This is a genomic window from bacterium, from assembly GCA_037143175.1.
Classification (GTDB): domain Bacteria; phylum Verrucomicrobiota; class Kiritimatiellia; order CAIKKV01; family CAITUY01; genus JAABPW01.
The window spans coordinates 55,553-63,419 of record JBAWZF010000013.1 but is presented as its reverse complement, the minus strand read 5'-3'; the positions used below and the strand labels follow the sequence as shown (position 1 = coordinate 63,419).

General features: G+C 54.1%; 6 protein-coding genes. All 6 read left to right on the top strand.

The window, feature by feature from the left end:
• Positions 1-346 precede the first annotated feature (346 nt).
• From WCI03_06640 to WCI03_06615, 6 genes are read left to right on the top strand one after another with little or no spacing between them, the layout of a single operon-like run.
• The gene (locus WCI03_06640) at positions 347-1,060 is read left to right on the top strand and encodes a DUF1559 domain-containing protein (GenBank protein ID MEI8139527.1); all 714 of its coding nucleotides are present in this window, start codon (positions 347-349) and stop codon (positions 1,058-1,060) included.
• A gap of 15 nt (positions 1,061-1,075) precedes the next feature.
• Positions 1,076-2,911 carry a hypothetical protein gene (locus tag WCI03_06635; protein MEI8139526.1) on the top strand — a complete coding sequence of 612 codons (1,836 nt, stop codon included), beginning with the start codon at positions 1,076-1,078 and terminating at the stop codon, positions 2,909-2,911.
• An 11-nt stretch (positions 2,912-2,922) separates the two neighbouring features.
• Positions 2,923-4,605 (top strand): pilus assembly protein PilM, encoded by a 1,683-nt coding sequence (pilM, locus tag WCI03_06630; protein MEI8139525.1) that lies wholly within the window; start codon positions 2,923-2,925, stop codon positions 4,603-4,605.
• A complete protein-coding gene (locus tag WCI03_06625; protein MEI8139524.1) occupies positions 4,602-5,447 on the top strand; it encodes a hypothetical protein in 846 nt (281 codons plus the stop codon). Before pilM ends, WCI03_06625 begins: the two co-directional genes overlap by 4 nt.
• Positions 5,448-5,451: 4 nt before the next feature.
• Positions 5,452-6,042 carry a hypothetical protein gene (locus tag WCI03_06620; GenBank protein ID MEI8139523.1) on the top strand — a complete coding sequence of 197 codons (591 nt, stop codon included), beginning with the start codon at positions 5,452-5,454 and terminating at the stop codon, positions 6,040-6,042.
• A complete protein-coding gene (locus WCI03_06615) occupies positions 6,032-7,789 on the top strand; it encodes a GspE/PulE family protein (protein ID MEI8139522.1) in 1,758 nt (585 codons plus the stop codon). The genes WCI03_06620 and WCI03_06615 overlap by 11 nt, the downstream gene beginning before the upstream one ends.
• Positions 7,790-7,867: the final 78 nt, after the last annotated feature.

Sequence of the window (7,867 nt, the reverse complement as noted above, 5' to 3'; positions counted from 1 at the left end):
CTCCAAATTTCCGTCGTCAGATTGAGCCAAAATGGCCAGAAATCCTACAATTTAGCTGCGTCTGCCCTGGGACGCGCAGTCCCTTGCGTGCCGTTATTTTGTCAAAACAATCGACTGTGACTGTATACAGCAAGACGCATTATTTACACAAACCGCATACAAACGAATGCACATACTTATTGATGATGGCAGTATTTTTAGTAGAATCACAGAATATTGGTCACGGGATCCGAAATATTGGCTATGGCACGAATTATGCTATATTTAAACCGATAAGTATTTGCTCGTGCATATTTTCACAGTGGAGCATCTTTTAATGATCTTAATGGCTCGATTTCGACATCACATGACCGCAGCAGAAAGAGGCTTCACCCTCATCGAGTTGCTTGTAGTCATCGCCATTATTGGCGTATTGGCCGGGCTGTTAACGCCTGCCCTGCAAGCCTCACGTGAAAAGGCACGGCAAACCAACTGCAAAAACAACCTGCATCAGCTTAGCGTAGGGCTGATTATGTACAAAGACGACTACAAAGATCTGCCGAACTGGCTGTCCGATCTCTATCCGAAGTACATTTCGAGCAAAGAAGTCTACGTATGCAAGTCGGACTTTTCAAAGGGAACAGATGAGTATGCCTGTAAACCAAGAGAACTCGTGGATGAATCCGGCGATGAAGCAAACTATAAAAAAGTCAGTGACAATAACGATGATTCAACGCTTAACAGGACCAATGGCATTCTCGCATGTAGTTACATGTACGAATTTAATGGTGCTCCCTGCGACGCATGGGATTGGAGCGGGTATGTGAACAACACCTCAAATCTCACTTCAAGTGCGACCTGGAAAGAAGTCAAAAAATGCCAACTGGCATACGGAGACGGACCGAGCGGGAATCAACCCTACTCTGAGACCATGTTCCCTATGATACGATGCTTCCACCACTGGAAAGAACGTAAAGTTGAATCAACAGATCCCGATAACCCCCACCAAAGTCTGACCCTGAATGTATCGTATGCGGGTAATGTTTACGAGGGACCCCTAATGTGGGAATACACAAAATAAAGGAAAGAAGATCACATGATCCCAAAAACAACGCTATTCCTGACTGTTTTTTTACTTGTGGGAGGGCTCTCGGGCTGCGTGACCACCTCTGAACCGGGGACAACCGGCGCAACGACTGTGGCGTCGCCCCAATTGGCAAAGGCCGAGGGTTTGCTCCTGAAAGGCGACTACACTGGCGCAATGCTGGAGTGTGTTGATCTGGCGCAAAATGACCCGGACCTGGCGGGACTTGAGTCGTTACAACAGCGAATCATGGCCAAACTCGAGGAGCAACGTGCCGCCCGTGCCACCGCACGCGCCGCCGTCACAGCCAAACGCATGGATACGGATGTCACCCGCCAGAAGGAACTCCCGGATACCTATGGTTTACGCAAAACCGTCAACGGTAAGTCCACTCCGCTCCGTACGCCGAATAACGCCATGCAAAAGTCGCTCAGCAAGAAAGTCACGGTCCACCTTGATAACGTTGATCTGACCAACTTCATCCTGACCCTTGGTGCGTCCGAGAAAATCAATATTGTTGCCGACAGCCTGACCAGTACCAAGACATTGACCATTCATGCGGATCAAGTTCCCCTCTCCGAGATCCTGGACTACGTCGCCCGTAACCTTGGTGTCTCCTTCTTCATCGGCGAAAATATCATCTGGGCCACGCCGCAGGACCAAAGCCAGAAGGGAATCCCCATGGAAACCCGCATGTACCATCTCCGCAAGGGCATCGACGGCCAACTGGATACCAGCACCGATGCACCAATCGAGGAACCGAAGGAAGACAACACGCCCATCGTGCAGGCCATCAAACGATTTGTGCCCCAGGCGGAAGGGGCGGATTTGCTCTATGACAAGAAATCCCATGCGCTCATTGTCAAGAATACGGTCGAGAATCTGAACAAGGTCGAAGACATCATCGAGACGATGGATGTCTGCCCGCCACAAATTCTGATTGAAGCCCGCTTCATCAGTACGGGAGTCACCGACCTGCGCGAGCTGGGTATCGACTGGGTGCTCAACAGCCCCCTGGCAGTCACTAAAAGAGAAGGCAATAATAAAACCCAGATCAACATGGGGGCTACTTCAGGATTCACACCTCCAGTCAACGCCGCCCAAGGTTTGAATATGACCTATGAAGGACTTCTGACGGATCCCATGTTCAAGGCCGTCATCCACGCCCTCGAGAAGACCGGTAAAGCCCGCACGCTCTCCGTACCCAAGGTCACCACGATCAACAACCGGAGCGCTCGCATCCGGGTAGGCGATGATTTTCGATATTATGATGAATACGACATCCAATCTGTTCCCAGTCAGGTCACGGGTAACTCCGGGAATACAGTCTACACATCACAACTGGTTCCCGTCGGTTCTCCAAAACTTGAAGAACTTGGCATTGAACTCAAGGTTCGCCCCAGCGTTGGCGCCGACCTGAGCAGTATCACCCTTCAGCTTCTTCCCGAGATCAGCGAGTTTGTCCGCTACGAAACCTACGAGGTTGGTGCGGGCGGGAGCAGCGGACAAAACAACACCACGGCCACCAATGGGACGTCGACCGTGAAGCTGCCTATCTTCCGCCGCAGCAAAATCGAAACTGAAGTGATCGTGCAGAGTGGTGAAACCGTGGTCATGGGCGGACTCATCACCTCCACCGAGAGCAAGCATAAAGACAAGATTCCCTTCCTCTCATCCATCCCCTTGATTGGTCTGCTCTTCCAAAATGACCTCACCGACAATGATCAGAAGAATCTGCTGATCTTCGTGACGGCCACGATCATCTCGGAACGCGGTGAGAATCTGGTCCCTCTGACACCCTCCCCGGCGGGAGCCCCTCTGACCGCTAAGGCGAACGGCGTCAACTAAAGGAAACGCTTGTGGCCAGGAAAAATCAGATACTCGGACTTGATATCGGACGCCATACCGCCAAGGCGGTGTCGGTTGCCGCCAAGGGTAGTAGTGTGGAGGTTTTACGCGTGGAAACGCTGCGACTGCCCCCCGGCGGTCTCGACCGCAAAGCCATCCTTGCCCGTTGGATCAAGGAACATGATCTCACCGGCACCCGATGCGTGATCAGTCTTCCCGGCCAGCAGGCGATGTTCCAACCCTTGTTCCTGGTCCCCGGCGATCCACGCACCATCGAGCAGGTGGCCGCCATGGAAATCCTGAAATTGCGCGATATCGCTTCCGAAACCATGTCTTACAGTGTGGACTCTTTCGGTGGGAGCCAGGGCGAAAGACGGGTGCTCATGGCTATGGCCCGCCCGATCCTGATCGAAGAATCCATGTCATGGATCCGGGATCTCGGATTGGAAATTCTGGACATTCTTCCCGCGCCCGTCGCCCTGTTCAATGCGCTTGCCCCCGCCCATACCCATAGCACGGAACCCACTCTTTTCGCACACATCGGCAGTTCCACCACGGAAATCGCCATCGGCGGTCCGGAGGGATTAATGTTCGCACGGGCTTTCGCCGTCGGGGGGACCCCCTTTACCGAAGCCCTGGCCAAGGTCAAGCAGTTGCAGATCCCTCAGGCCGAAAACCTGAAGGCCACCGGGGCGTGCCTATTTGACGATTCCGATCCTGCGGTCAACACTGCCATAAAGCGCGTGGCTGATTTATGGCTCTCGGAATTCCAGTCCTGCCTGACGATTTTCAACAGCCTGTTCGCCAAACCCGCAGACCGCCCCAAGCGCGTGGTGCTGTCCGGCGGCGGCGCCTTGTTGGCCGGTTTCTCCCGTTATGTGGCCTTGAAAACGGGACTGGAAGTCACCACGGACATCCGTCTTCCGGCGGAGGGTAAATGTGAACCCGCCGCCGTCTGGGCAATCGCTATCGGCCTGGCCTGTGCGGGCGCGCAACCGCGAAAATGCGAGATTAGTTTTCTGCCGAAAGCCATCCGTGACGAACAGATGTTCCGCCGGGAGAAACCCTTCTGGATCGCCGCTGGTGTAGCCGCCTCCCTTATCCTCATCACAAGCCTTATCGGCGGATATTACGACTTTAAACGCATGGAAAAGCACTTGAACACCCAACGCGCCAGTCTGGAACGCAGGCGGGAATTGGTCGCACAGATCGAATCGACCCAAACCCATGGCAACTTGATCAGGGAAATGGCCGCCCCTGTGGACAATCTGCTCCACGTCGGACCCACCGTCCGCAAGGTCTTATCCCTCGTGGCGGCCGCCAAACATCCAAACGATTGGATTACCCTGGTCTGCGACGGGGAGTCTTATCAATCGAAGAGTCCTTCATCCGCATTGTTCACCCCCCCTGAACTTAACGGCCTTAATCGCCCCCACCGCCTGACGGCGGCCGTATCAGAATCCGTTACAAACAAGCCTTCCAGCCTGGAACATGTCATTATCGAGGGGTTCACCCCGAATCTTGACTTCGCCAGCGTTCAAAAGTTGATCGACAGTCTGGAGACGGATGAATTGATTGCGACCGCCGACCTGTTAAGCGACGATAAATTAGTGCAACCGGAAACGGTTGACGGCAAGGGGTCCGACCGGCGTATCAAGCGGTTCGTCATTGATCTGAAAGTGAGAACCCCGTGAACCTCGGCATCCAAAGTAAAGTCTCCGAGCGGAAACAAGTGGTGATGATCATTCTGGCCGTGTGCGCCATCCTGTTCATCCTCTGGTACTTCCTGCTGTTACCCATGAACCGGGAACGGTCACGGATGGAGGCGGATATCGACACCATGGCTACGGAACTGGCTCAGAAAAACTACCTGCTGGGTGAGGACGCCCTTCAACGCAAATTTGCCATGGAGATGAGTCGCTGTATAAATCTCGAAAAGGAATGGCAGGATACGGTGGCCCAGTTGGGTGCACTGGAGCTGAACGATGACTCCTCCACGTCGGGCGTGGCAGTAGCTCATATCGACTTCAAAGTGAAGCTTTTCACCGTGCGCCACCGTCTGCTTCAAAAATCCCAGACTCTGGGCATCAGCCTCCCCAAAGATTTGGGATTGGATGAAACCATCGTCAGCGACGAGGACGCCTTCCAGCGGATGCTGCAACTGAGAGTCGTGGAGAAACTGGTGGATCTCACACTGGATCTCAAGATCAAGACGGTTCGTGCCCTGCGTCCGCTCCCGCCCATTGCCCGCCGGGGTGGTGCCAACCAGACTGAATATTTCCGGGAATACCCGCTCGAGTTGGATCTGTATGGCACCCAGGACAACCTATACGAATTACTGGATGTGGTGACTGAACCCGGGCATGTGTTTGTCCTGCGCGGTCTCCGCGTGGAACCTACAGGAAGATCTCGATCCGACTTGCTTAACATCAAGGCCGTGATGAGCGCACTGGTTTTCCTCAAGGCCCCCGGAGACCTCGCGAGTAAACCAATTAAGGCCAAGAACGACCGCCCTCGTCGGCCCATGGGACATTAATGCAATGGATAATTTCTGGAAATGGTTGAAACAGGCAAACGCACGGGCAGTCTTTTTCTGTCTGCTGGCGGCCCTGATGGCTGTGACCGCATGGTGGGGCTGGAAACTCATGACACCCATCGGGATGGCTCCCTCCCCTGTTACCGGAACCACCAATGAACTGACGACGCCCGGGTTGGGCATTCTAGCCTACCTTCACGCCCAACAGATTGAGGGAACCAACCGTGCCGCCAATCTCTTCACTCCAGCTGAGGGGTTTAGTCAAACCCAACCATCACCGCCAAAAAAGGATAACCTAGAGCTCTCCAATTCTCCGTCAAAACCCTCTATTCAACCCACACCGGCACACCCCAAGGAAAACATCACCCTGACCTACCGCGGCCTATATATGCGTAGAGATGGCGTCCCTATGGCGCTGATATTCGATTCCAAAAGCAAGAAGACATCATTCTACCCTGCGGGCACCAATCTTTTTGGAATGATCCTTACCTCCATCAAAGAAGAATCCTTGGGCGTTGACCGTCCCGATCAGGCATCCGTCACGTTGAAACGCGGAATTCCTCAATCCTTCCTGGAGATTCGCCATGCTGACTGATTACCCGTCCGCCCCTGCCGAAAAGCGTTTATTCACTGACCACTTGATGCTTGAGCTGGGCCAAACCCTGGTTGAACATGGACGGATCACTCGAGAACAGATCGATGAGATAAACGTACGGTGCGCCCTGACTGGTGATCGACTCGATTCCCTTCTCATCAAAGATCGCTTCGTACCGGAGTCGGTAGTCCTGGATACCCTTTCCTCCCTGACCCACATCCCCCACAGGCCCGTCGCAGATTTCCGGATCACCCACGAGGAAGTCAGCCGGCTCCCCCCAAAGGTGGCTCTCAACTACCACGTCATCCCGCTCGAAGTCAAAGGCAGTGTCATCACCCTCGGTATCAGTCATGTTCCATCCCTCGCCATCAGCGACAACCTGCGTATGATGCTCAACCTTGCGGTGGACTGGGTGCTTTGCGCCGAAATGGAGGTGTCCCGCACCCTGCAGCACTTCTATGGACTGGGTGCAGAGACCGTGGACAGCATCTCTGATACCGCTCTAGGGACAGAAGAAAATGTTCGCGAAACAAATGTCACCAAAGGCACGGATGCGGCAGACGCTGGCATGATCCGGTTCGTAAACCAGATCATCTCTGAGGCCATCCGGCGCAATGCCACGGATATTCATCTTGAGCCCTTTGAAACCCATCTCCGCTTGCGTTACCGTATCGACGGGATCCTGCAAGATATTCCCCTCCCGAAAGGAATCCAGAAATTCAGAAAAGCCGTAGCATCCTGTGTCAAGATCATGGCAGAACTCGATATCGCCGAACACCGCAAGCCACATGACGGCCGCATCAAGGTTCGTTCCGGCGACGAGGAATTCGATCTGCGCGTCTCCATCCTCCCTACCCGTTTCGGGGAGACCGTCAACATGCGAATTCTGAATCGCAAATCGATGTTCATTGACCTCCAGCACCTCGGCCTCGGCGAAGCTCAACGTCCGGCGATTGAAGCCCTTTCGTCCTTGCCTCACGGGGTCATTCTGATTACCGGACCGACCGGTAGTGGTAAAACCACCACGCTCTACGCCACCCTTTCACGGATGAACACCCCGGCAGTAAAAATCATCACCGTTGAAGATCCGATTGAATATCAGATGGAAGGGATCAACCAGATTCAGGTCCACGCTAAAATCGGCCTCACCTTCGCCAGCATTCTGCGATCCATCCTGAGGCATGACCCGGATATAGTTCTGATCGGCGAAATCCGTGACGCGGAAACAGCTGATATTGCGGTGAGGGCCTCCCTCACCGGCCACTTGGTCTTCAGTACCCTTCACACAAACGATGCCCCCAGCGCGATTACACGTCTGTCAGATATGGGCGTAGAACCTTACCTGGTGTCATCCTGCCTGGAGGGGGTCATTGCCCAACGCCTTGTGCGCCGTATCTGTGCTTCCTGCAAGGAAACGATCATACCGGACGAAAGCGTGCTTGAGGAAATCCGCCAGACCATGCCCGGTGCCCTGGAAGGCGCCGTGTTCTGTAAAGGGCGAGGTTGCCCAGAGTGCAGTTTTACTGGCTATCGCGGACGATTGGCCATTTTTGAGGTCATGGTGCTTAATGATGCCTTACGGTCCATGATCGTCAAACAACGGCCTTCTAATGAAATCCGGCACCAGGCCGAGGCCGACGGATTTATCACGCTGCGCAAGGATGCTTGGAAATGCATGCTCCGGGGCGACACCAGCATCGAGGAAGTCATGCGCGTAACACGCCGAGCCGAGTTGCACCGGGACTGAGTGAGTAAACGCCACCATCAACCAACGTTTCTTGATTAATCGATGGGACGCGACACAAGCCCAAGCCAGTAGGCCGAT

Bases quoted from the DNA above. Each gene is read 5' to 3' on its own strand.
- WCI03_06615 (MEI8139522.1), top strand. From the start codon at position 6,032: ATGCTGACTGATTACCCGTCCGCCCCTGCCGAAAAGCGTTTATTCACT.
- WCI03_06620 (MEI8139523.1), top strand. From the start codon at position 5,452: ATGGATAATTTCTGGAAATGGTTGAAACAGGCAAACGCACGGGCAGTC.
- WCI03_06640 (MEI8139527.1), top strand. From the start codon at position 347: ATGACCGCAGCAGAAAGAGGCTTCACCCTCATCGAGTTGCTTGTAGTC.
- WCI03_06635 (MEI8139526.1), top strand. From the start codon at position 1,076: ATGATCCCAAAAACAACGCTATTCCTGACTGTTTTTTTACTTGTGGGA.